Here is a 24,047-nt window from a genome sequence, read left to right on the forward strand (position 1 = left end):
CCACAAACGACCAAGATGTGTGCATGCCGTAGCCCAAAGCGGGGGAGAGGTGGCGAGCCCGAAGGGCGAGACGGAGAGGGGGACTCCTGGCAGCCGAAAAATCGGGGCGCAAAGCCGTCGTCAGTTCATTCCGCGGCTAGACAACTCGCAACAAAACACCACCCAGCGGCGCGAGTACCACGCGTGCCTCGCAGCGCTTCGGAAGGGCATGGCCGGGCAGATGCGCGCCGGTGAGCACCACCATGCCGGCCTCCAGCCGCCGCCCGTCGCGGGCGAGGCGGCCTGCGAGCCAGGCAACGGCATCGATCGGGTCCTGCGGCGCCGCACCCGTCGCTTCGCCGAGGCGGACGCCGTCGACGTCGAGGCTCGCCGTGACGAAGGGGGCGAGGGAGCCGATTGGCGATTCCGGACCCAGCACCGCGCCCTGGCTGTAGATGCGCTGGGCGACCGCGGCGGCGGCACTTGGATCGCGGGCGAAGGCGCCGCGCACGTCCATCAGCTCGATGGCCGGCAGACAGGCCGCGATGGCTGCGGCCACGGCGGCGCGCTCCTCGTGTCCGTCGAGCGGGGCGGCGAGCCGCACCGCGATCTCCGGCTCGACGACCAGCTCGCGGAAGGCGACGAGCGGCAGCTCGATGCCCGATGGATGGATCTGGTCGGAGAACAGCGGCGCGAAGCACGGCTCGGCCAGCGTGTAGTAGTCGAGAGAGCTCGGCCGGTTGAAGGCGATCTTGTAGCCGGCGATCTTTCGGCCCGGCCGGTCGCCGAGCAAGGCGTCGGTCACCTCGTCCTGGATGCGATAGGCGCTGGCGAGGTCGCCGATCTCGTCCTCGCGCGGCTCGAATGGTGCGAGCCGCCGGATATCGTCGAGGATCCTGCCGGCGACGGGGCTCAAGCGGCGAGGCCGAGGTTGCGCCGCAGCGTGCCGCCTTCATAGGCCGTGCGGAAGAGCCCGCGGCGCTGCAGCTCCGGAATGACCCGGTCGACGAAGCTGTCGAGCTCGCCGGGGAAATAGGCCGGCATGACGTTGAAGCCGTCGGCCGCGCCGCGCCTGAACCATTCTTCCATCTGATCGGCGACGTCGGCGGCGGTGCCGACCAGCCGCCAGTGCCCGCGCGCGCCGGCGAAATGCTGCGCCACCTGGCGGATGCTGAGGCCGTCGCGGCGCGACTGCTCCACCACCAGCGCCTGGCGGCTCTGCATGCCCTCGGTCGACTTCAGCTCGGGCAGCGGCCCGTCGAGCGGCAGCCCGTTCAGCGCATCGGTGGCGAGATAGCTGGCGAGCAGCGCCAGCCCGACATCGTCGGGGATCAGCGCCTGCAGCTCGTCGAACTTCGCCTGCGCCTCGGCGCGGCTGTCGGCGACGACCGGCGAGACGCCGGGCATGATCTTGATGTGGTCGGGATCGCGGCCCGCCCGCGCCGCGCGCGCCTTCACGTCGTCGTAGAATTCCTTGGCGACGGATAAGGTCTGGGTGGCCACGAACACCACGTCGGCGGTGCGTGCGGCGAGGTCGCGGCCGACATCGGAGGAGCCGGCCTGCACCATGACCGGCCGGCCCTGCGGCGAGGCCGGAATGCCCAGCCCCTGGCGGACGGCGAAACTCTCGCCGTCGTGGCCGAGCGTGCCGGTGCGGGTGGCCGGATCCCACAGGCCGAGCACGATGTCGGCGAACTCGCCGGCCCGCGCATAGCGGTCGCGATGGGCGCGCAGGCCCTGCGCGCCGAAATTCGCAGCCTCGATCTCGCTGGCCGAGGTGACGAGGTTCCAGCCGGCGCGACCGCCGCTGACCAGGTCGAGCGTGGCGAAGGCGCGCGCCAGCGCGAAGGGCTCGTTGTAGGACGTCGAGGCGGTGGCCACGAGGCCGACATGCGATGTGTGGGCGGCGAGCGCGGCGAGCAGGCTCACCGGCTCGAAGCCGATGGAGCGCGACGTCTGCGCGGCGAGTTCGACCCGCGCCTCGCGCACGCCGGCCGCGTCCTCGAAGAAGACGAGGTCGAACAGCCCGCGCTCTGCCGTTTGCGCCAGCCGGATCATGTGGCCGACATCGATGCCGGCATCGGCGGCCGCGGCCGGGTGCCGCCAGCCGGCGATATGGTGGCCGGTCGGCATCAGGAAGGCGCCGAGCTTCATCTGTTTCATGGCGCGCTCCCGTCGAGAATGGCGAATGCCGTCCGCGGCGTCTCGGCCGTGGCGACGGGCCCGAGGTCGGCTTCCCGCAGCAGGTCCGGCCGGCCGCGCGGCGAGCGCATCACGTTGAGCGGCCCGCGGACGGAGAAATGCGCGCCGTCATGGTCGAGCGGGTGCATGGCGTCCGGCCTGAAGAAGCGCCCGGCCTGCTTGTCCAGCAGAAGCGCGTCGGCGTCCCAGCTTTCCCACAGGCCTTCGACCACGGCGGCAAATTCCTTCTCTCGGTCCGCCAGGTCCACGCCCTCCAGCCTGGCCTTGCCGCTGAAGGCCGCGAATGCGGCGTCGAAATCCGCGTCCGCCACCAGCCAGCCGGCCCGTCCGCCGCTGATCAGGTCGAGCGAGGCGAGGCGCCGCGCCAGATTGTAGGGCTGGTGGCCGAGGCTCGACACACGCCCGAGAAACCTGATCCGACCGGTCGAGGCGGCAAGCCAGCCGATCAGGATCAGCGCGTCGGGCCAGCCGGCGCCGCCCTCCGCCGGCGGGATAGTGTCCGGCAGGACCGCCGTCTCGACGCCGGCCTGGTCGGCGCGCTTGATGACAGCCGTCAACTGGTCGAGCGGCCAGTCAGCGAATTCGCCGGAAATGGCGAGCGTTTGCGGAATGCCGGCCATCGTCACACCGCCAGGATCGCGGCCTGGGTGATCGTCCCGATCATTTTTCCCTCCTCGTCCACCACGGCCGCCGCCGTGCTCCTCGCCGCCACGATCGCCGACAGCGCGTCGCGAAGGTCGCCGTCCTTGTCGACGCGCGGCAGCGACGCATCGCCGGTGCCGGGCGTCATGATGCTCCCGGTCGAGAACAGCGTCAGCCGCTTGAGCGCGCGGTCGGCGCCGACGAAATTCTCGACGAAGCCATCGGCCGGCCGCGACAGGATCGTCTCCGGCGTATCGTACTGGACGATGCGGCCGTCGCGCATGATGGCGATGCGGTCGCCGAGCCGCACCGCCTCGTCGATGTCGTGCGTCACCATCACGACCGTCTTCTTGACACGCTTCAGGATCTGCCGGAACTCGTTCTGCAGCCGAGTGCGTGCGATCGGGTCGATGGCGCCGAACGGCTCGTCCATGAGCAGCACCGGCGGGTCGGCGGCGAGCGCCCGCGCCACGCCGACGCGCTGCCGCTGTCCGCCGGAGAGCTGGCGCGGGTAGCGCTCCAGCATGCTCTGCTCAAGCCCTACGAGCTGCATCAGCTCGCTGCTGCGGGCGCGGATGCGCCCGGCGTCCCAGCCGAGCAGCCGCGGCACCGAGGCGATGTTCTGCGCGATGGTCATGTGCGGGAACAGGCCGACCTGCTGGATGACGTAGCCGATGTGGCGGCGCAATTCGACGGCGTCGGCGGCGGCGCGCACGTCCCTGCCGCTGACCAGAATCGTCCCGCTGGTCGGCTCGATCAGCCGGTTGATCATGCGCATGGTCGTCGTCTTGCCGCAGCCGGACGGCCCGACCAGCGCCACCGTTATGCCGTCGGGGATGTCGAGGCTGAGATCGTCGACGGCCGCGGCGCCGGTGCCGTCGAAGCGCTTGGTGACGTTCTTCATGGTGATCATGCGGCGCGTCTTTCTCCGAACAGCAGCCGCTCGGTCTGGCCGAGCAGGAATTCGGTGCCGAGCGCCAGCAGGGCGATCGGCACGGCGCCGACCAGCAGGCGCGCCTGGTCCATGCCGGCTATGCCGACGGCGATGAAGTCGCCGAGCCCGCCGCCGCCGATGAAGGGCGCCAGCGTCGCGCCGGCCAGCACCTGCACCGAGGCGGTGCGCAGGCCGGCGAACATGGCGGGCGCGGCGAGCGGAATGCGAATCTTGCGCAGGATCTGCCGCTCGCTCATGCCCATGCCGGTCGCCGCCTCGATCACGTCGGCGTCGACGTCGCGCAGACCGATATAGGCGTTGATGAGGATCGGCGGCAGAGCGAGGATGGTCAGCGCGACGATGGACGGCCACAGGCCGATGCCGAGGATGGGCATCATGATGGCGAGGATAGCGAGGCTGGGCAGCGTGCGCAGGCCGTTGACCGAGTTGATGGCGGCCGCCGCCATGCTGCCGTGGCGCAGGATCAGCACCGCCAGCGGCAGGCCGATGAGAAGCGCGAAGACGATCGCGGTGATCGACATCAAGAGGTGCTGGCCGAGCGCCCGGTTGAATTCTTCCGGGTTCTGGATGATCCAGTCGATCGCCTGGGCGAGCAGGGTCATGCCTGCCTCCAGCGCAGCAGGCGGCGCTCGATCCAGGTCATGGAGAGGTCGAAGAAGATGGCGATCGCCGCCGTCAGGGCACCGCCGACGATGATCTTCTCCGGCCAGCTCTGGTCGATGCCTTGCAGGATGATGGTGCCGAGGCCGCCGGCATCGATGAAGGCGGCGACGGTGGCGATGCCGATGACGGTGACCAGCGCGATGCGGATGCCCGAGACGATCAGCGGCAGCGCCAGCGGCAGCTCGATCCGCACCAGCCGCTGCCAGCGGCTGAAGCCCATGCCGTCGGCGGCGTCGAGCACGTCGTCCGGCACGCTGCGCAGCCCGGTGACGACGTTGCGCAGCAGGATCAGCACGCAATAGGACGACAGGCCGGTCAGCGCCGGCTTCATGCCGAGACCCATGACCGGGATCAGGAAGGCGAACAGCGCCAGGCTCGGGATGACGAAGATGATGCCGGCGATGGTCAGGAAGACGGCGTAGAGGCGCGGCCGCCGCGCCGAGACGATGCCGAGCACCAGCGCGACGGCGCAGCCGATGAGCACCGACAGGAACGACAGCAGCAGATGCTGGCCGGCGGCCTCGGCGATCAGGCCGATGTTCTTGTGTGCCCAGGTCATGCGGATGGTTTCACGCGCGGCCCGTCATGCGCATTCCCCTCGCCGGAGAACGCCGGCCCGCGCCCGGCGCGGGCCGGTCGCTCGGAGGTCAGATACCTTCGGCCGCCAGGAATTCGGCGGCGACCTCGGCCGGCTCCTTGCGGTCGCGCTCGACCGCGGCGTTCATGGCGCGCATCTTCTCGTTGGTGAGCAGCGGCGCGATCCTGTCCAGCACCTCGGCGATCCTGGGATTGGCCTTCAGCGCATCCTGGCGCACGATGGGCACGAGGTAGTAGGGCGGGAACAGCCCCTTGTCGTCGTCGAGCACGGCGAGCTTGCTGTCCTCGATCTGCCAGTCGGTGGAGAAGCCGAAGGATACGTCGATCTGCTTGCTGGTCAGCGCGCTGTAGCGGATGCCGAGCTTGGCGAACTTGACGAACTCCTTGAACTTGATGCCGTAGACGCTCTCCAGGCCGGGCAGGCCGTCCTTGCGCTCGCCGAAGGTGCCCTCGGCGCCGAAGGTCAGGTCCTTCGACGCGGGGCCGAGGTCGGAAAGCGTCTTCAGCTTGTACTCCTCCGCCTTCTCCGGCAGCAGGATGATGGCATAGCCGTTGTTGATGGCGGTCGGCTTCAGCAGGGTGAGGCCGAGCTGGCCCTCGTAATAGGTCTTCACGTCGGCGTAGATCTTGTCGGCGTCGCTGGTGAGCTCGCCCTTCACGACCGCGGCCAGCGCGGTGCCGGTGTATTCCGGATAGAGGTCGATCTCGCCGCTGGTCAGCGCAGTGTGGGCGATCTGGGTGGCGCCGAGGTTGAGGCGCTTCTGCACCTCGATGCCGGCCTTCTCCAGCGCCTGGGCGTAGATTTCGGCGACGATGAACTGTTCGGTGAAATTCTTGCTGCCGATCTTGACCGGCTCGGCCTGGGCCGGAAGGACCGAGGCGATGGCGACCGCGAGGCCGATGCCGGCGGCCTTCAGGATTGTCGAAAACATGGGGAGGCTCCAGTTGAGGCGGCAACAATCTGGCGCAGATTGGCATCCTTTGGCAGAGGTCGCTATCCCAAATCCGCGCGGCAGCACGCAAAAATGTCAGCGTCCGTGACGCATTTCGCAGATGGCCGTTGCGGGGCGAAGCCGCTTCTCGCGCGCCCGGCGCAGGTAAGATCGACGCCGCTGCGCATGAGGGACGGCATGATCTTCCTCGACGCAGCTCTCGGCCCGGAATGCACGGATAACCTGACGGCAAGTTGATGGAGGACGAACGCCGGTCGACCGAATCCGCCTGTCCTGGCATCCAACGTTCAGGGCAAGGCCCGCCCGTTTTCGGGGGCCAGACGGGCGCCGACTGGTAACGATCAAGCTTTTGAATTTTTTGGTATATTTTGGTAGCGGAGGAGGGATTCGAACCCCCGACACAAGGATTATGATTCCTCGATCCGGTATTGATATTGCAATGAAAAAATGACGTATGTGCCGTCCATGTGCCATTCACGCCAGAAGCGCATTCGCGGCCTCGGCCAATTCGGCGCCGTCATCGCCGCGCGGGAACAGGTGGCCATAGGTGTCGGCCGTCATGGTGATCGAACTGTGCCCCATACGCTCCTGCACGATCTTGAGCGGCAATCCCAGTCCGCCGCGATCCTTCGGGTTGATGAGCCATGACGCATAGAAATGGCGCAGGGCGTGAAGGCCGCTGTATTTCGCCTTGAGGATCGGGGCGCCTTCCTCATCCTTCTTTCCGGTGTCGATCGTAATTCCGGCCCTCACCATCGCCGGCACGAGGCCGCGGTTAATGATGTTGGCGTGGCTCTCTGGATTACCTTGGCCGTTGGCGAACACAAGCGTGTTCTCCTTGCCATTGCGCCAGCTTTTTAGGCGCAATTCTCTGAGTGTGGTCGCCAGTATCTTCGGAAGTGGAATCGTCCGCTTGCCTGCATCCGACTTGGGCGGGCCTATTTCTCCGAACTCATCCGCCCGTTGATGAACGCGAATTGTCGCGGCGAGATAATCGAAATCGTTCCAGCGCAGGCCGCGCAACTCCGACGACCGTATTCCGGTAAATATGGCCGTCATGATAAGTGGCCGCCATCGGCCTTCCAGCGCATCGACAAGGGCCTTGATCTCATCACGCGTCGGAATATCGACGCCGACTTCCAGCTTGCCTTTCTGGCGCTTCTCCGCCCGCCGCTCCTTGCCCTTGCGCGTGCCGCGCATGTCGCGCACCGGATTGCGCGCCGCCAGCCCGCGCTCCGTAGCGTCCGAGAGAATGGAGCCGAGCGAGCCGACCACCTTCTTGACCATTGCCGGCGACCGGCCGTCGCGCAGCGTATCCTCGAAAGCCCGCACGAATGGCACGCTCACCTTGGATAACAGCGTGTCACCTATTAGCGGTACGATATGGAATTTCAGGTGCCGCTTGCGCTGGTTGATGGTGGAGCGCTCCAGCCCGGCAGCCTCGCCGCTGGCAATCCAGAACTCGCCTGCCTTCTTGATGGTCACGGTGTCGCGGTCGGCAACGTGCACGCCGTCGCGGACCTCGACCCGGGCCGTCGCCTCGAAATCGTCGGCCTGCTTCTTCCGGGTGAATGTCTTCCGGCGGCGCTTGCCCCTAGCGTCAACGTAGTCAACGAGCCAAGCGGTTTTCTCCTCGCCCTTACTGGTCTTCCAGACGCGCTTGCGAACAGACATCCGAATCCCCCGCCACCTGTGGACTTCGCGGTAAATCGTATTGTGTGCCATTAAATCCTTGTGTCAGACGGTTCGTCAAGGGATTTATCGTTTTCCTGTAACTGCCTGTTTTCACTTAAGAAAGCTAACCGAAACATTGAGGAAACTGTGATTAAGTGCGCTGAGCAATGCACACTGGGAAAGAACTACAGTATATTGGCAGCATGTTCTGGCGATGCGTCCTGAACGCAAAAGCGGCGGGGCCTGCTCCTGGAAAAAGTAGCCCCGCCACCCGTTTAACCACGAGATGGAGACCATCAATCGTGACGACCTCATTTAACCACGAGTCCGCTCCTGCGGACAACCACCGTCAGCCCGAAATCGTCTACGGCGTCCATGCCATCGGCGAGGCGATAGACGAACCCGACCCGCGCAAGGTCTTCTACGCTCTCCAGCAGGGGCACATTCCCGGCGCCCGCAAGGTCGGCCGCCGCTGGGCGCTGAGCATCCGCGTCTTCCGTCGCGAGATGCACGGAGAAGCAGCGTAGGCATCAAGCCTTCTTCCTTCGAAACCGCCACTCCGTGGGCAGTATTGCGTCGCCTGCGCCTCGCAGGCGCGCGACAAGAGGCCGCAGCACCATGACCTCCGTCGTAAGTATCCCTATCGAAGACATCCGGCACCGTCCCGATGCGCGCCACCGCAGCGAAGAAGCACTTGCGGCGCTTTGCGACAGCATCGAGAAGATTGGGCGGCTGATAAACCCCGTCACGGTCCGCCCCGTGGGTGACGGGTTCGAGGTTGTCGCCGGATCACACCGGCTCCAAGCATGCGAACTGCTCGGCTGGCGGGAGATCGACTGCATCATCGTCGAAGCGGACGATCTCCGCGCCGAACTGGCGATGATCGACGAGAACCTGTGCCGCGCCGAACTGTCCCCGGCTGACCGGGCGAAGCAGACGGCGCGGCGCAAGGCGATCCATTTGGAAATGCATCCAGAGACCAGGCATGGCGGCGACCGCAGCAAGTCGCAAACTTTGCGACATGATGGCGAGGTCGAACGGTTCACCGCCGAAACGGCTAAAGTTACAGGCCAATCCGAACGCACCGTGCAGCTTCATGCCGAGCGCGGCGAGAAGATCGCCGACGACGTTCTTGCCTTCATCCAAGGCACGGAACTCGACACCGGTACCTACATGGACAAGCTCAAGCGCTTGTGGGTCAGCGACCAGATGACGGTCGCCAAGCGCGACCTCGCCGACCTTCGGCGCCGCGAACGCAAAACGACCGTCGCCAAAAGCAGCACGATGGCACGCCGTTCGGACCCGCCGCAATCGGCCAACGCAGTCGGCCCGACCTATGACGAGCTCAGGTCGGCGGTCCTGTTCCTCAGCGAACTCCAGCCCGACGACTATCTCCGCCTCTGCCCTCCGACCATGCGGGCCGCAATGTTCCAGCGCCTCGCTCATCTGGAGCAGGTGTTCGGCCAAGTCCGGGAGGGCATCGCGGCATGAGCAGTGTAGCGATGAAATGGGCGAAGCGTCAGCGCTTTGGCGATGGGTTGTTGAGCGCCCTGGTTACCCGCCTGGCACAGTATGCCGACAGCAGCGGAGCCGCATACCCTTCGCAGGCGACGCTCGCCGCCGATTGCGGCGTTTCCGAACGGTCAGTTCGGCGAGCGCTTATGACGCTTCAGCAGTTCGGAGTGATCACGCGCCGGTGCCGTAGCAAGGGGCGTATGGGGCGCACAACCGATCTTGTGGTGCTTGCCCTCCATCGCGACTTCGACATAGGCCGGGCCACAATCGTTATGGCGCGGCGTCCCAAGTTCCAACCGGACAATTTGTCCGTTCCAACCGGTCAATTTGTCCGGGGAATAACTAAGAGAAAAACTACTTCTCCCTATCAGGAAGAGGGAATCTCCAAGGTTGAAGGTTGTAGCGCGACACGGGGAGGCATCCTCTCTGACAGGGCAAACTGCAACCTGATCAACGTCGTGCCGTTCCAGCGGAGGGGCGCGGCATGACGCGGCAGCTGTGGGAACACCAGACCCGTGCCATCGGCCTTCTGTGGCAGGCCATGGCCGAAGGGCGTCGCCGTCCGATGCTGATGATGCCGACCGGCAGCGGCAAGACGGACACTGCACTGGAGATCGTCAAGCGAGCGCTAGCAAAGAACCGTCGGGTCGTGTTCACCGTGCCCGCAATCGAGTTGATCGACCAGACCGTCGAGCGATTTGGTGCCGGCGGGATCTCCGACATCGGGGTTATCCAGGCGCAGCACCCCCTCACAAACCCGGAAATGCCGGTGCAGATCGCCAGCGTGCAAACGCTGACCAGACGCAAGTTGCCCGACACCGACCTCGTGATCGTCGACGAGGCGCACAGAGCCCACAAGATCATCTTTCAGTGGATGCGGCAGGAGGAGCGGCTTCCGTTCATCGGGCTGTCGGCCACGCCATGGACGCGGGGGCTGGGAAAGCACTTCGATACCCTGATCGTCGGCGCCACGACGCGACAGCTCATCCGGGATGGCTTTCTGTCCGACTTCCGCGTCTACGCTCCGTCTCATCCCGATCTGACGGGGGTCCGCACCGTCGCCGGCGACTACGCCGAGGGCGATCTGGCGGAAGTTATGGACAAGCCGAAATTGACCGCGGATGTCGTGTCGACCTGGCTGAAGCTTGGCGAGAACCGGCCGACCCTTTGCTTCGCTGTGAACCGTGGCCATGCCCGGAGTCTGGAGCGCGATTTCGCTCGGGCCGGCGTCGCCTGCGCCTATGTGGACGGGAACACCGATCGGGAGGAGCGCAAGCGGGTCCAGCGCGGTTTCGAGGCCGGTGACATCCGCGTCGTCGTCAATGTCGGCGTGCTCACGACCGGAGTAGATTGGGATGTCCGCTGTCTGATCCTGGCCAGGCCGACCAAATCGGAGATGCTCTACGTCCAGATAATCGGCCGAGGCCTGCGCCGGGCACTAGGCAAGCAGGACTGTCTGATTCTCGATCACAGCGACACGACGCTCAACCTCGGGTTCGTCACCGACATTCATCACGACCGTCTCGACGATGGGAAGGAACGCAAAGCTTCGTCGGCCGGTGCCCGTCCGGAATGGCCTGCGCCGAAGCCGAAGGAATGTCCGTCCTGTTTGTATGTAAAGCCCGCAGGTGTCCACAAATGCCCGTCCTGCGGATTCGCGCCACAGCGTATCCACGAGGTCGAGACGCGCAACGGTGAACTCGCCCATCTCGCCGGCCGCCAGGCTAAGCCGGACATGGAGACGAAAAAGAAGTGGTACTCCATGCTGCTTTGGTATCAGGACGACCGGAAGAAGGCGCACGGCTGGGCAGCACATCGCTACCGGGACAAGTTCGGCGTCTGGCCGAACGGCATCCACGTTACGCCAACAAAACCTGACATCGAGGTCGGCAACTGGATTCGCGCCAAGGCAATCGCCTGGGCCAAGGGGCAGGAGAAGGCAAAGAAAGCTGCGGAGGCCGTGCACCATGCGGCATGAGACTCCACTGCTCGATCGCGCCCGTGGACGTTGGCATGGCATCCTGCCGGCCCTCGGAATACCGGCAAAACTGCTGGACACCCGTAGGCATCAGCCATGCCCATTCTGCGGAGGCAAGGATCGGTTCCGCTACACCGACAAGGATGGCGATGGCCGGTTCATCTGCAATCCGAACGGCAGCGGGTGCGGAACGGGAACGGGCATCGATTTTGTCATGCGCTTCCATCAATGGGATTTCGCCAAGGCAGCTCGCGAGATCGAGACCGTCATAGGCGATATCTCGGTGAAGGTGCCGAAGGCGAAGGGTACCGACCCGGAAGCCCGCACCGCCATGCAGAACCTGTGGGATGCATGCAGCCTGATCAAGCCCGGAGACTTCGTCGACAGGTATCTGGGGAGCCGAGGTATCCGGCAGGATCGCTTTTCGTCAGCACTTCGCAAGATCGAGAGCACCAAGCACGAAACCGAGGGCGGGCTAAAGAGCTGGCATCCGGCAATGGTGGCAAAGATCACGGCGCCGGATGGGAAACCGACTAATCTGCACCGAACCTACCTGACGTTATCGGGGGCAAAGGCGGTGGTCGATCCGGTTCGAAAGACCATGTGGGGCAGCATCGCGAAAGGCTCGGCGATCCGGCTGTTCCCGCCCGAGCCCGTCATGGGAATAGCCGAGGGCATCGAGACTGCACTGGCGGCGGCAGAGCTGTTCCGCATCCCGGTTTGGGCAGCAATCAACTCAACGATCCTGACGGGATGGGAGCCGCCGCCTGAAACGGTTCAGGTGATCATCTTTGGCGACAACGATCCAAAGTTTGGTGGCCAGGCCGCGGCGAACAGCCTCGCCCACCGCCTCGCCTGCCAGCGCAACATCAGGGTGAGCGTCGAGATTCCGTCCTCGACGGGAGACGATTGGAACGACGTGTTGATAGCCCGGCGAGGGCTGGCGGCATGACCGAAGCGCGCTTCTCCCACGCCGAAATGGCGGACGAACTGAACAAGCTCGTCCGGTCAAAAGCGACTTGGCTGGCCGATTTTGATGCCGGAAGAGCTAAGCGTCCGGATTGGGAGATCGACATCCGCCGGCGCGAGCACCGCGTTCTCACCCAGGCTGCCGAGGACTATCGCCGAGCGGCAAAACGGAGGACTGACGATTGAAGATAAACGTTCCCGGCTGCCTCGCCATCGCGATCCACGACCGACGCTGGTTCGCATTGCGGCTCCGACCCACCTATGACCTACGGCAGAAGGCTGGTGCCTCCGACATCGCCTTCAACTCCCTTCGCGAAATGGGGTACGACAGCTATCTGCCCCGCCGCCGGGTCGACCGGTTCAACAGGCGGCTGCGTGTCATGGCCGAGTGGTCCGAACCGCTTCTCCCCGGATACATGTTCATCGTCCATCCCCGGCCTGGTGGCGCAGTCGACAACTGGGATGAGGTCCGATCTCTGAAGGAAGTGCTCGGCCCGCTCGGCGGCGCCGACGGCCCGCTGCGTATTCCCCAGGCGGTCATAGAGACGTTGATGGCAGCCGAGTTCAGCAGCGCCTATGACGATACCGCGGCCGGCAAGCGGTTCCGCGGCGAATCCGAGCGGGACAGGTTGGGGGCGCGGTTCCGAGCTGGCGAGCAGTTCATCGTCACTGATGGCCCGTTTGCCTCGTTCCTCGCCATTGTCGACGACCTGACGCATGACGGTCGTGTCCGCGCGCTGGTTGAAATTTTCAACCGCCAGACGCCGGTCGAGTTCGAGCCCGGACAGCTGGAGAAGGCGCCTCAGCGCGGCGGAACAAAAGCAGCATGATGATCATGTGCGCACAGCGAATGCGCAGGGTTGTTGATCCTGCGCAAATCAGATATACGTGGTTGCGGATGACCTTGCTCGTCTGATTGGGGGCCTTCGGGCGCTGCCAGCGGAGCGGACCCGGCCCCAGCAAGCGCCTGGGCGCAATGGGTTCGTATGCCTAGAGATCCCGAACAGCTTAGACAATCTCTACAAATCGCTGATGCCCAGCAAGCCCCCTGTCCACCGCGCGGCCGGTTCGGGCAACCGGCCGCAGCAGCGCCGACAGTTTGATAAACAGCGCGATCAGCAGCCCTGGCGCCGCTGGTACAAGACAGCGAGATGGCAGGCGATCCGAGCAGACCAGCTCGCCCGCGAACCACTCTGTGCCAACTGCCTGAAGGAAGGACGGATCACGCCGGCAACGGTAGCCGACCACCCGATCCCGCACCGAGGCGACTACGAGCTGTTCTGGAACCAGCCGCTGCAATCACTATGCGACCAGGCACCATGGCGCTGCCACTCAAGTCAGAAGCAGCGGGAGGAAAGGGCCTATTCGGGAGGACGAAGCTTCCGAGCGGCTTCCGATTGAGCCCGATGCCATTCCCGATCGATCGTGCCTTCCTCTGCCTTGTGGAAGTATTGGGAACACACCAGCCAGCCCTTGAGCGGCCGAAGCAGCAGCATGCAAAGCAGGAGCGTCAGCGGCAGCGTGATAAACAGGTGAGCCCAGACTGGTGGCTCGTAGGTCAGTTGTAGCCACAGCGCGAAGGCCAGTGCCGGCACTGCGGCAATTGACATCGAGAAAAAGGCCGGTCCGTCTGCCGGATCAGCGAACGAGAAGTCCAAACCGCAGACTTCGCACTTGGGTGCCAGCCGCAGGAACCCGGCGAACAGATGCCCACGCTGGCAACGGGGACAGAGACCTTGAATGCCGGTTAGCGCCGGATTGGTCGTTTCGTTGAATGACGTAGCCATCTCGCCCCAACAGCAGCTCAGCCAAGAGGTTCCCGAGCCTCGCGCAGATCATGATCGATCAAATGTTCCAGATGCTACCGCGCGAATAGCCGCAGCTCCTCCCGAGGGAGGGGGTGGGTCGAATCTCTGGGGCCTCTCCCGGCTAGACCGGCGCCCCGCCAGATTTTTGCGCCGTCAAAATGAAAGAGATTTTCCATGGCCGGCAGGAAGCGCAAGCCCGACCATCTCAAGGTGGTCGCCGGCACGGACCGGCCCGACCGAACGAACCCGGATGCGCCGGTGCCGTTGTCGGAGTTGCCGACTGCACCCGAATGGCTGTCGGCGCGGGCAGCGGAAATTTTCGATCAGCTCGTCGGCATCGTCGGATCGATGGGTGTGGGCTCGGCTTCGGACACGGCGATGCTGGCGATGGCGGCGTCGAGGCTCGAGGAGGTGGAAATCTGCACGGCCATCATCGAGGACGGCGGGCGCACCTTCGTTAGCTCGGCCGAGTATGACCAGCAAGGCCGGGTCATCAGCCAGCAGATCAAGGGACATCCGGCGGTGGCGCAGCGCAGCGAGGCGATGAGGCACGCGCAGTCGCTGCTGGTCGAATTCGGCCTGTCGCCGGCGGCTCGTTCGAAAGTGTCGGCGAACAAGAGCACCAATGAAAACCCGTTCGCGGCGCTCGGCTGATCACCCGCATGTCGCGGTCGGCAATCAATATGCAAGGGATGTAGCCGCCGGGAAGGTCCCGGCCTGCAAATGGGTGGTTCTCGCCTGTAAGCGCCATCTCGACGACCTGGAGGCCTCGGCAAGCCACAACTTCCCCTATCGGTTCGATCCGAAGGCGGCGGAGAAGTGGTGCCAGTTCGTCGAACTGCTGCCGCACATCAAGGGCGAGTGGGCGAGGAAAGGCGAGAAGCTACGGCTGGAGCCGTGGCAGTGTTTCAAGACGATCTGCATCTTTGGCTGGCTGCGCAAGCAGGACGGGCTCCGGCGCTTCCGCAAGGCGCTGATCCTGGAGCCGCGCAAGAACGCGAAGTCGACATGGGCGGCCGGCGTCGGCCTCGGCATGATGACGATCGACGGCGACCACGGCGCAGAGGTGTATTCCGGCGCGACGACCGAAAAGCAGGCATGGGAGGTGTTCAAGCCGGCCCGGCTGATGGCGATAAAGACGCCGGCCCTGCTCGACCACTTCGGCATTACGGTCGGAGCGAAGAGCGTGCATCGGCTGGGTGACGGATCGAAGTTCGAGCCTCTGATCGGCGATCCCGGCGATGGTGCCTCTCCGTCCTGCGCAATCGTGGACGAGTATCACGAGCATGCGACTGACCGGATGGTCGACACGATGGAAACGGGCATGGGTGCCCGCGAACAGCCGCTGCTGCTCATCATCACCACGGCCGGCGATAACCTGGCAGGTCCCTGCTACGCAGCGGTTCAGGAAGCGCAGAAGGTTCTTGAAGGGGTAATCGAGAACGACGAGCTGTTCGCCCTGATGTTTGGCGTCGACAAGGACGACGACTGGACTTCGGAGCTGGCGCTGCGCAAGGCCAATCCGAACTACGATGTCAGCGTAAAGGGTGAGTTCCTGCGCGCCCGCCAGCGCGACGCGATCCAGAACCCGCGCAAGGCGGGGGTGTTCAAGACCAAGCACCTCAACATGTGGGTGCAGGCTCGGAACGCCTACTTCGACATCCAGAAGTGGAACGAGAGCGCACGGCCAGAGCTGCGGCTTGAAGACTTCAGAGGGCGCCGCTGCATTCTCGGTCTGGACCTCGCTTCCACCATCGACATCGCGGCTATGGAACTGACTTTCGAACATGAGGGCGGGTATGCGCGGTTTGGCAAATACTATCTGCCGGAGGCAACGATCGAGCTGCCGGAAAACCAGCATTATCGCGGCTGGCGTGATGCGCCCGAGGCTTGGATCACCCAGACCGACGGCGACATGATCGACTATGTGACGATCCGCGACGACATCCTCGGGCTTCGCGACCAGGGTTTTCTCATCGACGAGATCGCCTTCGACCCGCACCAGGCGCACATGATGATGTCGGAGCTGCGTGACGAGGGCTTCATCACGGTGGAGGTTCGGCCGCTGGTACTGAACTTCTCGCCGGCCATGAAGCAGATGGACGGTCTGATCCGGTCGAGGAAGATCGCCCACAACGGCGACCCGGTGTTCACCTGGATGCTGTCGAACGTCGTGGCCAAGGCAGACGCCAAGGACAACGTCTATCCACGCAAGGACCGCGCGGAGAACAAGATCGATGGTCCCGTCGCGCACATGATGGCGCTCGCGCGCTGGATGCAAGGCGGCGACGACCCGTCGATCTACGAGCAGCGCGGCATCCTGGAGATCGAGGTTTGAGCGAGCAGCAGAACCCGCGCCGATTGCTGGAAGCGGTCGATGTCCTCGGCCTCGGCGGCATTGTGCTCATAACGAGCGGCACGGCCATGATTTACGTGCCGGCCGCCATGATCGTCTGCGGCACGCTCCTGCTCTGCGGTGCGATTCTGTTGGGACGACGCTCATGAGCCTGTTCGCCAGCCTGTTCGGCTCGACGTACCAGAATGCCGGATCGCTCACCTCGCCCTCCGGCTGGCTCATGCAGATCATCGGCGGCGGCAAGACGAACTCCGGCGTTGCGGTCAGCGAGCACACCGCGCTCCGGCTCACACCGGTCTATGCCTGCGTCAACCGGATTTCGAACCCGCTGGCATGGTTCCCGCTGCGCATATACCGGACACGCCCGGCTGGCGGTAAGGAAGCCGTGCTGCCCGGCAACGGTCCCGGCCAGCATCCTTTTGCCTCACGCATCGGCGTCCGGCCAAACGACTTGATGTCGTCGCGCACCGTTCGCAAGACGACGCAGGGTCATGCGCTGCTCTGGGGTAACGGTTACGGCGAGATCGAGCGCAACGGCCGTGGCCAGGCGGTTGGCCTCTATCCGCTGCTGCCCGACAGGACCGGCCCGGTGCGCCGTGACGGGGAGCACTGGTACGAAACGACGATCGACGGCAGGCGCCATCGGCTCGACCCCGACAACGTGATCCACATCATGGATCAGAGCCAGGATGGCTATGTCGGCATGTCGCAGATCGCGCTGCACCGCGAGGCAGTCGCGCTGGGAATCGCAACGGAGACGTTCGGCGGCAAGTTCTTCGCCAACGATGCCAAATCCGGCGGCTTCCTGCTGCATCCCGGCCGGCTCGGCCCGCAGGCGCACCAGAACCTCACCAGGCCCGGCGGTGAGAAGGAACGTTCCTCCGAAAGCCCGGCGTCGCGCCTGGAAAGCCAGGGCGGGCTGGAAAACGCGCACCGGGTCAAGGTGCTCGAAGAGGGCATGAAGTTCGTCCAGACGACGATTCCGCCCGAGGATGCGCAGTTTCTCGGCACCCGCGAATTTCAGATCGCGGAAATCGCCCGCATATTCGACGTGCCGCTGATCCTGCTGCAAAGCCACGAGAAAACCACCTCGTGGGGCTCCGGCATCGAACAGTTGATGATCGGCTTCATCCGCCAGACGGTCGGCCCATGGGTCGACGCCTGGGAGCAGGAGTTGAACTGGAAGCTCTTCACCGAAGAGGAAAAGGAACAGGGTTTTTACGTCAAGTTCAACGTGAACGCCTTGCTGCGCGGCGACATGAAGACCCGCGCCGAATTCTACAACAAGATTTTCGCGGTCGGCGGCTTCTCTCCGAACCGCATCCTGCAACTGGAAGACGAGGACCCGATCGGCCCGGAAGGCGACGAGCACTTCGTGCCGGCCAACATGGTCACGCTGAAGCGAGCGACCGATCCGAACTATCAGCCGAACGGCTCGCCTGGGGCGGCCAACCGCGCGCCCGACCCTGAAGAGGAAGAGGCAGACGAACGGGCAGAAAGGGACGCCGAATGAGGTATGCGCACATCCTGTTGGCGGTCGCGGCCGAAATCTGGGCGCTCGATCCGCAGAAGCTCGACCAGGTGGTGGCGTTCCTGGCCTTGCAGGCGGCCGGCGAGAAGCTTCCAGACGACATGGTGGCGCGGATCACGAGGAAGACCGAACAGGCCGTGGCGCGGCAAGAAGGAAACGTCGCGGTGCTGCCGCTGCGCGGCGTCATCGCCAACCGCATGAACATGATGTCGGACATTTCGGGCGGCACCAGCTCGGAAGGATTTGGCCGGCTGTTCGACGCCGCGGTGGTCGACGACGCCGTAAAGGCGATCATCCTCGACGTCGACAGCCCTGGCGGAGCCGTGAGCGGGACCGACGAGCTGTCGGGTAGGATTTTTGCCGCGCGGGGCCGCAAACCCATCGTCGCTCATGTCAACGCCACGGCGGCGAGCGCCGCTTACTGGATCGCCACGGCGGCTGATGAGATGGTGCTGGCGCCGTCGGCGGAAGTCGGATCGATCGGCGTTTACGGCGTACATGACGATCTCAGCGGAGCGCTGGAGAAGATGGGCGTCAAAAAGACGATCATCTCCGCCGGCGAGTTCAAGGCCGAGGGAAACCCATTCGGTCCACTGAGCGAAGAGGCCATCGCGCATCGCCAGGCGCGGGTGAATGCCTATAACGACCAGTTCATCAAGACGGTGGCGCGCAACCGCGGCGTGTCGCAAAGCGCCGTACGCGAGGGTTTCGGCAAAGGTCGCATGGTGATGGCGCAGGCGGCGATCGATGCTGGCATGGCCGATTCCATCGCAACGCTTGACGAAACGATCGGTCGCTTCGTCGGTGCGCCGCCGAAGCGCAAGCTCGCCTCCGCCAGAGAGAAGCGGGCGCTGGCCCTCTAACCCATTCCGAATTCACGGCTCGAAAATCGCGCTCCTGGTGCCGGCCGGGGCGATGCGAAGTCCTATCCGGCATTCAGCAACACAGGAGAAACCCATGCTGAAGCAGCTCCGAGAGAAGCGCGCAAAGCTCGTCGCCGAGATGCGCGGAATCATCGAAAAGGCCGAGGCCGAGGATCGCGATCTCTCGGCGGAGGAGCAGACTGCATTCGACGCGGCGAAGGCTTCCAAGGAAGACCTCGACAAGCGGATCGAACGCCTGGAGGCGGTCGAGGGCGATGAAGCCGCGCTGAACGCCATCGTTCCGGCGGTGTCGCGCCAGGCGAATATCCAGCGGCAGGGCGGGCCGGAAGCGGCGCGCGAGTTCGAGACCCTCGGCGAGTTCATGCACGCCGTGCGCTTCCGCCCGAGCGACCAGCGCCTCGAATTCGTGGAGCACAATCCCGCCGCGATCGACCCGGCCACTGGCGATGTCCGCGCCGAATTCCGCATGGACAACGACACGTCCGGTGGCTTCATGGTGCCGACGCAGTTCCGCTCGACAATCCTGCGGGTCCAGCCGCAGGATGCCTTGGTGCGCCCGCGCGCCCAGGTTATCCCGGCAGGCTCTCCTCCCGATGCGTCGATCACCATGCCGGCGCTCGACCAGAGCGGTGCCAATCCCGCCAACATGTTCGGTGGCATGACCTTCTCTTGGATCGAGGAGGGCGGCGACAAGCCCGAAACCGACGCCGATCTGAGGGGCGTCACTCTCACGCCGCACGAGATCGCAGGTTTCGTGACGGTTACGGACAAGCTGCTGCGCAATTGGGCGGCGTCCAGCACTTTCATCGAGGGGCTGATGCGCGAGGGCGTCAACGCGGCGGAAGACTATGCCTTCCTTCGGGGCAATGGCGTCACCCAACCGCTCGGCGCGCTGAATGCCGGCGCGACCAAATACATCAACCGCGCCGTTGCCAACCAGGTCAGTTACGTCGACTTGGTGAAGATGGTCGCCGTCCTGCTGATGCGCGGCGGCACGCCGGTGTGGTCGATGTCGCAGTCGGTGCTGCCGCAGATCGCCCAGATGGTCGACCCGGAGGGGCACTACATCTGGCAGGCCAACGCGCGCGAAGGCTTCGCGGGCAACCTGCTCGGCTATCCCGTGCGCTGGAACAACCGGGCGCCGGCGCTTGGTACCAAGGGCGACGTGCTTCTGGCCGACTGGAAGTACTACCTGATCAAGGACGGCTCCGGCCCGTTCGTCGCCGCCTCCGAGCACGTCAAGTTCACCTCGAACAAGACCGTGATCAAGATCTTCTGGAACGTCGACGGCGCGCCCTGGATGCACGCGCCGATCAAGGAAGAGAACGGCTACGAGGTTTCGCCCTTCGTCGGCCTCGACATCCCGGCCTGATCGGCCGCGCATGCGGGCCGGTTTCGGACCGGCCCGATCCCCCTTCGTCGCAACCTCTGTCATGAAAGGAGATCGCCATGCGCGACCTCGCAAATCATCTCACCTTCCGCCGCGCGATCAGCCCGCAGGCGGCGCGCACCGACAACACCGCCATCGTGTCGCAGATCATCGACCTGTCCGGTTTCGACAAGATGTGCTTCGCCATCAACATCGGCGCCAACACCGATGCCAACGCCACATTCGCGGTGCTGGTCGAGCATGGCGACGCAGCCAACCTGTCGGACGCCGCCGCGGTACCCGACAGCCAGCTCACCGGCACAGAGGCGGCCGCAGGCTTCACGGCGGCCGACGACGACAATGAAACCCGCAAGATCGGCTATGTCGGGCCGAAGAACTACGTGCGCCTGACGATCACGCCGAGCGGTAACGACGCCGGCAACATATTCGTCACCGCGCTCGCCGTCTTGTCCGGCTCCCGGTACTGGCCGGCCGGCGCTTGACGGGGGCTTCTGACCCAGCCGGCGCGAATGCCGGCCTTCCCCACTGGAGATCATGATCATGAACAAGGCTCTGACCGTGCTTTCCGCGTGCGTCGATGTGCGCAGCGGGAAGCGCTTCACACGCGGCGATGAGTTCAGCCCGGCACCCAATCTGGAGCAGGCCAAACGGCTGATCGCCGCCGGCTGCCTGCCGGAGGAAGCGCTGAAAGCGGTTGCCGGGCCGAAATCCGATGCGGAAGCGGCACTGGAAGAGCGCGCCCGGACAGAGGCCGCCGAAGAGGCCAAGCGCCAACGCGAAGCCGCCGCCGCAAAGGCGAAACGGACCGGCACTCTAAAGCAGGATGGCCCCACGGTGGCGGAATATGTCGCGGCCGGCTATCCGGCCTCGCAGTATCCGCCGAAAGGCTACGCGTCGCGAAGCACGCCGGAGGAAATCGCCGCCGTCGATGCGGAAAAGCAGGCGGCCGATCTCGACAATCTCACGATCAAGGACCTGCAGGACCTGGCGAAGGTCGAGGAGATCGAGCTCGGCGATGCGTCCAAAAAGGATGACATCGTCGCCGCGATCCGCGCCGCGCGGGCTGCGAGGTAGGCCAATGCACGTCGCCGTCATCACGCCGCCGGCCCCGGTGATCACCTTGGCGGAAGCCAAGATGCATCTGCGCGTCGACCATACCGACGACGATGCGCTGATCGCCCGGCTGGTGGCGGCGGCGACGCAGCATGTCAGCCCGCCGACCGGCTGGCTTGGCCGTTCGCTCGGCGTGCAGACGCTGGAACTGAGCATGGTTTCCTTCCATGAGCAGTGCCGGGGCAATCTGATCGCGCTGCCGTTCCGGCCGATCGTCGAGGTGGAATCGGTCAAATATCTCGACCAGGACGGCGCAGAAACGACGCTCGCCACCGACCAGTGGCGGATCGTGGACGATCATATGGTGGCGCCGGTCTATAACGGTTCATGGCCGGCGGCGCGCCGCGACCATGGGTCGGTCAAGATTCGGTACGTGGCGGGATATCCCGACACCGATGGCGAGACGCCGGTGCGCACCGTACCGGAGAAGGCCATTGTGGCGATCCTGCTTTATGTCGGCGCCTGGTACGAAAATCGCGAGGAGGTGGTGGCCGGCGTTGCCGTAAACGCGCTGCCGCCAGTCGCCAGCGCCGAGGCGCTGTTGTCCACCCTGCGCATCTGGAGCCTGTGATGTGGGTGCGGTTCACGGCCGACCACGACTTCTCGCCGGCGGCGCGCAAGGGGCTGTTCACGCTCGCCTACAAGGTAGGAACGGTCGCCAATGTGACGCGCGAGTGCGCAGAGCAGGCGCTGCGTCTCGGCCGGGCGGTCAGGACGGCCGCTCCGCGAAAAGGGGAACGCGATGGGGCTCGGCGCGGGTAGGCTCGATCAGCGCGTCACCTTCGAGGCGCCGGTGGCACCCGTCAGCGACGGCGGCGGCGGCGTGGTCGACGGTTTTGCACCGCAGTTCACCGTGTGGGCCGGCTTCTTCCGGCCGCGCGGCGACGAGGCCGTGACGGCCGCCAGGCTGCAGGGGCGGCACATCGTCGACGTGGTGGTGCGCTCGTCCACGCAGACCCGGCAGATCACCACCGACTGGCAGATGCGCGACGCGCGCCGGCCGGCCGACGTCTTCAACATCCGCTTCGTCGACACCGCGTCGGACCCGGCATGGGTGCGGCTCACCGCCGAAAAGGGCGTCGCCACATGAAGATCGCCGGCAAGGACAAGTTCCTGAAGCAGTTACAGGCGCTGCCGCAGGCAATGCGCGACGAAATCCGCACGTCGCTCAAAGTGTCGGCGGAAGAGACGACCGACCTGATGCGCCGCTTCGTGCCGGTCGAGAGCGGGGCTCTGCGGACGTCGATCGGCTACAGCTTCGGCGAGGCGCCCCAGGGCGCGCTGAGCAGCGCCGCGCGGACCGTAAAGGCGGAGGCAGGGCTTGCCGTCACGCTGTTCGCCGGCGGCGGCAAGGCGTTCTACGCGCGCTTCCAGGAGTTCGGCACGCAGGAGATGAGCGCCAACCCGTACTTCTTCCCTGCCTACAGGCTTGCCCGCAAACGAGTACGGGCGCGGATGGCAAGGGCCATGCGCGCCGGCGCGAAGAAGGCGCTCGGCAAGTGATCGGCGACGCGCTGCAGAAGGCGATCTATGCGGCGCTGACGGCCGCGCCGGCGCTGTGCGAGGGCAGGGTCTACGACAACCCGCCGGAGAAGAAGCGGCTCGTGTTCCCCTACATCACCATCGGCGACGAGCAGGTGGGCGACGACGGCACGAGCTGCGGCGACGGCTGGGAGGCCTTCTCCGACATCCATGTGTGGTCGCGGCCGCCGGCGAAGTCGAAGCTGGAAGCAAAAGCCATCGCGGCAGCGGTCGTCGAGCGGCTGGTGACGAACGGCCTCGCCGTCCCCGGCTTCACCGTAGCGGTGGCGCAGCTCGATGTGCTGCGCAGCATGCGCGATCCCGACGGAATCACCGAGCACGCCGTGGTCAGCGTGCGCCATCTCCTCACCCCGGCTTGACCAGCCTCTCATTCCCAGGAGAACATCATGGCTGCCATCAAGGTCATGAACGGCGAGCAGCTGCTCGTGCAGATCGGCGACGGGGCCACGCCGACCGAAGGCTTTGCCCATGACTGCCTCATCAATACCGAGCGCGGCATCCAGTTCACCTCGACCACCAACGACACGGTCGTGCCGGACTGCGAATCGCCGGAACTGCCGGGCTGGTTCCAGCGCAACAAGGACGGGCTGTCGGCGACCATCACCGGCGCCGGCAAGGTGCACACGACCTCGCTGGAGAACTGGTGGACCTGGTACGCGGGCGACGCGACCAAGAACGTGCGCGTGCGCATCAACGTGCCGGCGGCGGATGGCGGCGGCTATTGGCAGGGCGCCTTCCACCTGACCGAGTTCCAGGTGTCCGGCACCCGCAAGGAGCATGCGGACGTGTCGGTCACGCTGATGAACGACGGGACGATCACCTGGACGGATGCGACGCCGTGACCCGGCACGGGGCGATCGAGCTCGACTGGGGCGGCGGGACGCACACGTTCCGGCTCGGCCTGGCCGAGATCGAGGAGCTGGAGGCCGCATGCGACATGTCGGTGTTCCTGCTCTTCGCGAACATGAACGCCACGACACCCTCTGCTCGTCTGAAGCACTATTCAGAGACGATCCGGCTTGGTCTGGTCGGTGGAGGCATGAAGCCGGTCGATGCGCGGCTTCTGGTGACACGCTATGTCGACGACAGGCCGCTGCACGAGAGCGTAGCGCTCGCCGAAGCTATCCTGCTGGCCGCCCTGCATCGCGTCCACACAACGGAGACGAACGACGCGGGGGAACAGACGGCGCCGAAGTCCAACGGCTCGACTTCGGCGCCATCTACGGAAACGCCATCGTGATGGGAATCCACGAAGTGGGCGCGCTGTCACTTGGGCAGTATCTGGCGATGGTGCGC

The 24,047-nt window shown here is 65.1% G+C and carries 31 protein-coding genes; 22 read left to right on the top strand and 9 right to left on the bottom strand.

Features of this window, described 5'->3' with window-relative positions:
* Positions 1-136: 136 nt before the first annotated feature.
* From AC5JDC_RS17175 to AC5JDC_RS17210, 8 genes are all read right to left on the bottom strand, one after another.
* The gene (locus AC5JDC_RS17175; RefSeq protein ID WP_495843027.1) at positions 137-895 is read right to left on the bottom strand and encodes a hypothetical protein; all 759 of its coding nucleotides are present in this window, start codon (positions 893-895) and stop codon (positions 137-139) included.
* On the bottom strand, positions 892-2,142 hold the full coding sequence (locus AC5JDC_RS17180; RefSeq protein WP_495843029.1) for an LLM class flavin-dependent oxidoreductase: 1,251 nt from the start codon (positions 2,140-2,142) through the stop codon (positions 892-894). Before AC5JDC_RS17180 ends, AC5JDC_RS17175 begins: the two co-directional genes overlap by 4 nt.
* A complete protein-coding gene (locus AC5JDC_RS17185) occupies positions 2,139-2,801 on the bottom strand; it encodes an LLM class flavin-dependent oxidoreductase (RefSeq protein ID WP_495843031.1) in 663 nt (220 codons plus the stop codon). The genes AC5JDC_RS17180 and AC5JDC_RS17185 overlap by 4 nt, the downstream gene beginning before the upstream one ends.
* A gap of 2 nt (positions 2,802-2,803) precedes the next feature.
* Positions 2,804-3,736 (bottom strand): ABC transporter ATP-binding protein, encoded by a 933-nt coding sequence (locus AC5JDC_RS17190; protein ID WP_495843033.1) that lies wholly within the window; start codon positions 3,734-3,736, stop codon positions 2,804-2,806.
* The gene (locus tag AC5JDC_RS17195; RefSeq protein ID WP_495843035.1) at positions 3,733-4,380 is read right to left on the bottom strand and encodes an ABC transporter permease; all 648 of its coding nucleotides are present in this window, start codon (positions 4,378-4,380) and stop codon (positions 3,733-3,735) included. Before AC5JDC_RS17195 ends, AC5JDC_RS17190 begins: the two co-directional genes overlap by 4 nt.
* The gene (locus AC5JDC_RS17200) at positions 4,377-5,000 is read right to left on the bottom strand and encodes an ABC transporter permease (protein ID WP_495843037.1); all 624 of its coding nucleotides are present in this window, start codon (positions 4,998-5,000) and stop codon (positions 4,377-4,379) included. The genes AC5JDC_RS17195 and AC5JDC_RS17200 overlap by 4 nt, the downstream gene beginning before the upstream one ends.
* An 88-nt stretch (positions 5,001-5,088) precedes the next feature.
* Complete coding sequence (locus AC5JDC_RS17205; RefSeq protein WP_495843039.1) at positions 5,089-5,970, bottom strand: glycine betaine ABC transporter substrate-binding protein; 882 nt, start codon at positions 5,968-5,970, stop codon at positions 5,089-5,091.
* Between the two features lie 495 nt (positions 5,971-6,465).
* A complete protein-coding gene (locus AC5JDC_RS17210) occupies positions 6,466-7,665 on the bottom strand; it encodes a tyrosine-type recombinase/integrase (protein ID WP_495843041.1) in 1,200 nt (399 codons plus the stop codon).
* A 302-nt stretch (positions 7,666-7,967) separates the two neighbouring features.
* On the opposite strand from AC5JDC_RS17210, the gene AC5JDC_RS17215 reads away from it, so the two are divergent.
* From AC5JDC_RS17215 to nusG, 7 genes are all read left to right on the top strand, one after another.
* Complete coding sequence (locus tag AC5JDC_RS17215; protein ID WP_495843043.1) at positions 7,968-8,192, top strand: hypothetical protein; 225 nt, start codon at positions 7,968-7,970, stop codon at positions 8,190-8,192.
* A gap of 91 nt (positions 8,193-8,283) precedes the next feature.
* On the top strand, positions 8,284-9,156 hold the full coding sequence (locus tag AC5JDC_RS17220; RefSeq protein WP_495843045.1) for a ParB/RepB/Spo0J family partition protein: 873 nt from the start codon (positions 8,284-8,286) through the stop codon (positions 9,154-9,156).
* On the top strand, positions 9,153-9,668 hold the full coding sequence (locus AC5JDC_RS17225) for a helix-turn-helix domain-containing protein (RefSeq protein ID WP_495843046.1): 516 nt from the start codon (positions 9,153-9,155) through the stop codon (positions 9,666-9,668). The genes AC5JDC_RS17220 and AC5JDC_RS17225 overlap by 4 nt, the downstream gene beginning before the upstream one ends.
* Entirely contained in the window at positions 9,665-11,158 is a 1,494-nt protein-coding gene (locus tag AC5JDC_RS17230; RefSeq protein ID WP_495843048.1) for a DEAD/DEAH box helicase, read from the top strand. Before AC5JDC_RS17225 ends, AC5JDC_RS17230 begins: the two co-directional genes overlap by 4 nt.
* Positions 11,148-12,110 carry a DUF7146 domain-containing protein gene (locus AC5JDC_RS17235; protein WP_495843050.1) on the top strand — a complete coding sequence of 321 codons (963 nt, stop codon included), beginning with the start codon at positions 11,148-11,150 and terminating at the stop codon, positions 12,108-12,110. Before AC5JDC_RS17230 ends, AC5JDC_RS17235 begins: the two co-directional genes overlap by 11 nt.
* Positions 12,107-12,313 carry a hypothetical protein gene (locus AC5JDC_RS17240; RefSeq protein ID WP_495843053.1) on the top strand — a complete coding sequence of 69 codons (207 nt, stop codon included), beginning with the start codon at positions 12,107-12,109 and terminating at the stop codon, positions 12,311-12,313. Before AC5JDC_RS17235 ends, AC5JDC_RS17240 begins: the two co-directional genes overlap by 4 nt.
* Positions 12,310-12,957, top strand: coding sequence for a transcription termination/antitermination protein NusG (nusG, locus tag AC5JDC_RS17245; RefSeq protein WP_495843055.1), 648 nt, complete (start codon positions 12,310-12,312; stop codon positions 12,955-12,957). The genes AC5JDC_RS17240 and nusG overlap by 4 nt, the downstream gene beginning before the upstream one ends.
* A 531-nt stretch (positions 12,958-13,488) precedes the next feature.
* Here nusG and AC5JDC_RS17250 read toward each other — a convergent pair.
* Positions 13,489-13,914 carry a DUF983 domain-containing protein gene (locus tag AC5JDC_RS17250; protein ID WP_495843058.1) on the bottom strand — a complete coding sequence of 142 codons (426 nt, stop codon included), beginning with the start codon at positions 13,912-13,914 and terminating at the stop codon, positions 13,489-13,491.
* Between the two features lie 195 nt (positions 13,915-14,109).
* Between AC5JDC_RS17250 and AC5JDC_RS17255 the strand changes: the two genes are divergently transcribed.
* The 15 genes from AC5JDC_RS17255 to AC5JDC_RS17325 all read left to right on the top strand — a co-directional run bounded on the left by AC5JDC_RS17255 (position 14,110) and on the right by AC5JDC_RS17325 (position 23,991).
* A complete protein-coding gene (locus AC5JDC_RS17255) occupies positions 14,110-14,589 on the top strand; it encodes a P27 family phage terminase small subunit (protein ID WP_495843060.1) in 480 nt (159 codons plus the stop codon).
* Positions 14,561-16,273, top strand: a complete 1,713-nt coding sequence (locus AC5JDC_RS17260; protein WP_495843062.1) for a terminase large subunit — start codon at positions 14,561-14,563, stop codon at positions 16,271-16,273. The genes AC5JDC_RS17255 and AC5JDC_RS17260 overlap by 29 nt, the downstream gene beginning before the upstream one ends.
* A complete protein-coding gene (locus tag AC5JDC_RS17265) occupies positions 16,270-16,440 on the top strand; it encodes a hypothetical protein (RefSeq protein ID WP_495843064.1) in 171 nt (56 codons plus the stop codon). The genes AC5JDC_RS17260 and AC5JDC_RS17265 overlap by 4 nt, the downstream gene beginning before the upstream one ends.
* Entirely contained in the window at positions 16,437-17,804 is a 1,368-nt protein-coding gene (locus tag AC5JDC_RS17270) for a phage portal protein (protein WP_106771244.1), read from the top strand. Before AC5JDC_RS17265 ends, AC5JDC_RS17270 begins: the two co-directional genes overlap by 4 nt.
* Complete coding sequence (locus AC5JDC_RS17275; protein WP_495843067.1) at positions 17,801-18,685, top strand: S49 family peptidase; 885 nt, start codon at positions 17,801-17,803, stop codon at positions 18,683-18,685. The genes AC5JDC_RS17270 and AC5JDC_RS17275 overlap by 4 nt, the downstream gene beginning before the upstream one ends.
* Before the next feature lie 94 nt (positions 18,686-18,779).
* Positions 18,780-20,078 carry a phage major capsid protein gene (locus tag AC5JDC_RS17280; protein WP_106771246.1) on the top strand — a complete coding sequence of 433 codons (1,299 nt, stop codon included), beginning with the start codon at positions 18,780-18,782 and terminating at the stop codon, positions 20,076-20,078.
* Positions 20,079-20,155: 77 nt separating this feature from the next.
* On the top strand, positions 20,156-20,578 hold the full coding sequence (locus tag AC5JDC_RS17285; RefSeq protein WP_106771247.1) for a hypothetical protein: 423 nt from the start codon (positions 20,156-20,158) through the stop codon (positions 20,576-20,578).
* Positions 20,579-20,636: 58 nt separating this feature from the next.
* Positions 20,637-21,170, top strand: a complete 534-nt coding sequence (locus tag AC5JDC_RS17290; RefSeq protein ID WP_495843070.1) for a Rho termination factor N-terminal domain-containing protein — start codon at positions 20,637-20,639, stop codon at positions 21,168-21,170.
* Positions 21,171-21,174: 4 nt separating this feature from the next.
* A complete protein-coding gene (locus AC5JDC_RS17295) occupies positions 21,175-21,780 on the top strand; it encodes a head-tail connector protein (protein WP_495843072.1) in 606 nt (201 codons plus the stop codon).
* Positions 21,780-21,971, top strand: a complete 192-nt coding sequence (locus AC5JDC_RS17300; protein WP_106771250.1) for a hypothetical protein — start codon at positions 21,780-21,782, stop codon at positions 21,969-21,971. The genes AC5JDC_RS17295 and AC5JDC_RS17300 overlap by 1 nt, the downstream gene beginning before the upstream one ends.
* Positions 21,952-22,299: a phage head completion protein gene (locus AC5JDC_RS17305; protein WP_495843074.1), complete on the top strand. Its 348-nt coding sequence runs from the start codon at positions 21,952-21,954 to the stop codon at positions 22,297-22,299. Before AC5JDC_RS17300 ends, AC5JDC_RS17305 begins: the two co-directional genes overlap by 20 nt.
* Entirely contained in the window at positions 22,296-22,712 is a 417-nt protein-coding gene (locus tag AC5JDC_RS17310; protein WP_495843076.1) for an HK97-gp10 family putative phage morphogenesis protein, read from the top strand. Before AC5JDC_RS17305 ends, AC5JDC_RS17310 begins: the two co-directional genes overlap by 4 nt.
* Positions 22,709-23,110: a DUF3168 domain-containing protein gene (locus tag AC5JDC_RS17315; protein ID WP_495843078.1), complete on the top strand. Its 402-nt coding sequence runs from the start codon at positions 22,709-22,711 to the stop codon at positions 23,108-23,110. The genes AC5JDC_RS17310 and AC5JDC_RS17315 overlap by 4 nt, the downstream gene beginning before the upstream one ends.
* 27 nt (positions 23,111-23,137) lie before the next feature.
* Entirely contained in the window at positions 23,138-23,593 is a 456-nt protein-coding gene (locus tag AC5JDC_RS17320) for a phage tail tube protein (RefSeq protein WP_106771254.1), read from the top strand.
* The gene (locus AC5JDC_RS17325; protein ID WP_495843079.1) at positions 23,590-23,991 is read left to right on the top strand and encodes a gene transfer agent family protein; all 402 of its coding nucleotides are present in this window, start codon (positions 23,590-23,592) and stop codon (positions 23,989-23,991) included. Before AC5JDC_RS17320 ends, AC5JDC_RS17325 begins: the two co-directional genes overlap by 4 nt.
* Positions 23,992-24,047: the final 56 nt, after the last annotated feature.

It is taken from the genome of Kumtagia sp. (assembly GCF_059502445.1).

Excerpts from the sequence above, each read along its gene's own strand:
- AC5JDC_RS17180 (WP_495843029.1), bottom strand. The coding sequence starts at position 2,142 with ATGAAACAGATGAAGCTCGGCGCCTTCCTGATGCCGACCGGCCACCAT.
- AC5JDC_RS17185 (WP_495843031.1), bottom strand. The coding sequence starts at position 2,801 with ATGGCCGGCATTCCGCAAACGCTCGCCATTTCCGGCGAATTCGCTGAC.
- AC5JDC_RS17190 (WP_495843033.1), bottom strand. The coding sequence starts at position 3,736 with ATGATCACCATGAAGAACGTCACCAAGCGCTTCGACGGCACCGGCGCC.
- AC5JDC_RS17195 (WP_495843035.1), bottom strand. The coding sequence starts at position 4,380 with ATGACCCTGCTCGCCCAGGCGATCGACTGGATCATCCAGAACCCGGAA.
- AC5JDC_RS17200 (WP_495843037.1), bottom strand. The coding sequence starts at position 5,000 with ATGACCTGGGCACACAAGAACATCGGCCTGATCGCCGAGGCCGCCGGC.
- AC5JDC_RS17205 (WP_495843039.1), bottom strand. The coding sequence starts at position 5,970 with ATGTTTTCGACAATCCTGAAGGCCGCCGGCATCGGCCTCGCGGTCGCC.
- AC5JDC_RS17210 (WP_495843041.1), bottom strand. The coding sequence starts at position 7,665 with ATGTCTGTTCGCAAGCGCGTCTGGAAGACCAGTAAGGGCGAGGAGAAA.
- AC5JDC_RS17220 (WP_495843045.1), top strand. The coding sequence starts at position 8,284 with ATGACCTCCGTCGTAAGTATCCCTATCGAAGACATCCGGCACCGTCCC.
- AC5JDC_RS17225 (WP_495843046.1), top strand. The coding sequence starts at position 9,153 with ATGAGCAGTGTAGCGATGAAATGGGCGAAGCGTCAGCGCTTTGGCGAT.
- AC5JDC_RS17230 (WP_495843048.1), top strand. The coding sequence starts at position 9,665 with ATGACGCGGCAGCTGTGGGAACACCAGACCCGTGCCATCGGCCTTCTG.
- AC5JDC_RS17235 (WP_495843050.1), top strand. The coding sequence starts at position 11,148 with ATGCGGCATGAGACTCCACTGCTCGATCGCGCCCGTGGACGTTGGCAT.
- AC5JDC_RS17240 (WP_495843053.1), top strand. The coding sequence starts at position 12,107 with ATGACCGAAGCGCGCTTCTCCCACGCCGAAATGGCGGACGAACTGAAC.
- AC5JDC_RS17250 (WP_495843058.1), bottom strand. The coding sequence starts at position 13,914 with ATGGCTACGTCATTCAACGAAACGACCAATCCGGCGCTAACCGGCATT.
- AC5JDC_RS17255 (WP_495843060.1), top strand. The coding sequence starts at position 14,110 with ATGGCCGGCAGGAAGCGCAAGCCCGACCATCTCAAGGTGGTCGCCGGC.
- AC5JDC_RS17260 (WP_495843062.1), top strand. The coding sequence starts at position 14,561 with ATGAAAACCCGTTCGCGGCGCTCGGCTGATCACCCGCATGTCGCGGTC.
- AC5JDC_RS17270 (WP_106771244.1), top strand. The coding sequence starts at position 16,437 with ATGAGCCTGTTCGCCAGCCTGTTCGGCTCGACGTACCAGAATGCCGGA.
- AC5JDC_RS17275 (WP_495843067.1), top strand. The coding sequence starts at position 17,801 with ATGAGGTATGCGCACATCCTGTTGGCGGTCGCGGCCGAAATCTGGGCG.
- AC5JDC_RS17280 (WP_106771246.1), top strand. The coding sequence starts at position 18,780 with ATGCTGAAGCAGCTCCGAGAGAAGCGCGCAAAGCTCGTCGCCGAGATG.
- AC5JDC_RS17285 (WP_106771247.1), top strand. The coding sequence starts at position 20,156 with ATGCGCGACCTCGCAAATCATCTCACCTTCCGCCGCGCGATCAGCCCG.
- AC5JDC_RS17290 (WP_495843070.1), top strand. The coding sequence starts at position 20,637 with ATGAACAAGGCTCTGACCGTGCTTTCCGCGTGCGTCGATGTGCGCAGC.
- AC5JDC_RS17295 (WP_495843072.1), top strand. The coding sequence starts at position 21,175 with ATGCACGTCGCCGTCATCACGCCGCCGGCCCCGGTGATCACCTTGGCG.
- AC5JDC_RS17300 (WP_106771250.1), top strand. The coding sequence starts at position 21,780 with ATGTGGGTGCGGTTCACGGCCGACCACGACTTCTCGCCGGCGGCGCGC.
- AC5JDC_RS17305 (WP_495843074.1), top strand. The coding sequence starts at position 21,952 with ATGGGGCTCGGCGCGGGTAGGCTCGATCAGCGCGTCACCTTCGAGGCG.
- AC5JDC_RS17310 (WP_495843076.1), top strand. The coding sequence starts at position 22,296 with ATGAAGATCGCCGGCAAGGACAAGTTCCTGAAGCAGTTACAGGCGCTG.
- AC5JDC_RS17320 (WP_106771254.1), top strand. The coding sequence starts at position 23,138 with ATGGCTGCCATCAAGGTCATGAACGGCGAGCAGCTGCTCGTGCAGATC.